Genomic DNA, 1,768 nt, shown 5'->3' with positions numbered 1-1,768 from the left:
CAATCTCGGCCGACTATATTTGGCTAATATTTTCCGACGCTAACAGCGACCCGGGACATCACTACCCAAGAAAGGAAACGTCATGCCCAACAACGACATCGTCTACCTACTCAAGTTCGCGCCCAAGGAAGCATACATCGACGACCTGATAAACGGTCGCCTCTACATGAGCGCGGCCGGCTACTACCATGGTCTGCCTGGCGAGCAGGGCGATCCGCTCGAGGCGTCCATGGCTCCCGGGGTGTGCCTCTACGGATATACTTGTCTGCCTATCTACTGCATGTACACGGTCCGCGAGAACGATATCGTCAACAACAGTGTGAAAATCCCGAAACGCATGATCCAGGAGTTCGGATGCGAAGACGGATGGATCGGCATTGTGCAGTACGCCAGCTTCGCGCGCCTCGCCGACAGACACATTGCCGAAGACGGAAGCATCTACGCCCACGGTCCCATCTCCTACGGCGTCCCCGGGCCAAAACTAATCCGCGAGATTTTTGAGGGCATCCCGCACAATCTCGTTATCAAAACGCCCAAATACGCTTATCAGAAGGAGTATCGAATCATCGGGTCGCAACCGGTCGAATGCCGTCTTATACCCGACGAGAACCACCCTGGCTGCAAAATTGAAGAATACGACCATGTAGAGCTTGACCTAGGCAGCAGCCTCGCGGGCTTTTCCTGGAAGGCCTCGGTGCCGAGTCTCGAAGAGGCGCAAGACGGCCTCATGCTGGAGTTGCCGCATCGAGCATAGTCAACCCGACGCGATCCACAACGTCACCGGGCAATCAACCATCCCTCCCCTCCCCAACATTCCCCAGAAAGTTCCCTGATGTTGACTGGGGTTCCCGTAAAATAAACCCAACAAAATATGTGCGGAGTGCTGGCCTGGAGCTGCCTTCGGACCCTATTGGCTGCTCACCGAGAGGCTCCGCTATGAAACGACCTATTTACTACCTGCTCTGCGCGATCGCGTGCACGTCCATGGTCAGCTCGACGATGCCCATGGCAGCCGTCGCGGAAGCCATCCAGCCTCAGGCAGCCGCCGAGCAGCAAGCGCAAGCCGACGCCACGAGCAGCGACACAGGCAAGGCCGAAGACGGCACCAACACAAATACGACAGCAGATACCGCAGAGGACAGCACCGCAACATCCACCGGCACCAGCGCCGTCAACACGGAAAGCGCCGACGGCACCGCCGCCGCAACCGGCACCCCCGCCCCATCCCTCCGAGCCCAAGCCAACCCCACGCCTGAGGCCATCTCCACCACGTCACAAACCACCTACGCCCACTCCGCCACGGCAACCCAAAACGGCGTCACCTTCACCGTATCGTGGAACGACGCCCCCGCGGGCACCGCGACGACCTTCCACGTAACCCAAACCAACGGCTCGTCCCAGGCCAAGGCGCGCATGGACGTGCCCACCTATTGGGACGGCGGCAGCCAGGAAAGCGTCTGCGACCCGTCGCGCCAGGCATGGGCCAGCTACTACAGCCTTCGGGCCCGCGCTCGCGATCGGGCCCAAAGAATCCACGTGGGACCACAATTCACTTGCATGGAGCTAGCGAAGGTGCCTATCCCAAATCAGAAATGGTAAAACCAGCAGCAGTGCGATGCAGAGGGGCGCGGCCAGCAGGGTGGCCACGCCCGAGTTGATGCGCTCGCGAATTTCTTGGGAGCTCAAGAGATGAGCTCGTTCACGCGCTTTTGCACAGACGCATAGAGGCTTCCGAGCTTCTTTGAATAGCAGGGGCGCGCCGGCGTTT

At 59.6% G+C, this 1,768-nt stretch carries 2 protein-coding genes; both read left to right on the top strand.

The features are described from left to right. Positions 1–82: 82 nt before the first annotated feature. Positions 83–754 carry a hypothetical protein gene (locus tag DWZ15_RS10255; protein ID WP_118450825.1) on the top strand — a complete coding sequence of 224 codons (672 nt, stop codon included), beginning with the start codon at positions 83–85 and terminating at the stop codon, positions 752–754. Positions 755–936: 182 nt separating this feature from the next. Then, positions 937–1,599: a hypothetical protein gene (locus DWZ15_RS10250; RefSeq protein ID WP_118450823.1), complete on the top strand. Its 663-nt coding sequence runs from the start codon at positions 937–939 to the stop codon at positions 1,597–1,599. Positions 1,600–1,768: the final 169 nt, after the last annotated feature.

Source organism: Collinsella sp. AF29-7AC, assembly GCF_003475665.1.
Classification (GTDB): domain Bacteria; phylum Actinomycetota; class Coriobacteriia; order Coriobacteriales; family Coriobacteriaceae; genus Collinsella.
This window is presented reverse-complemented; position numbering and strand designations above follow the sequence as displayed.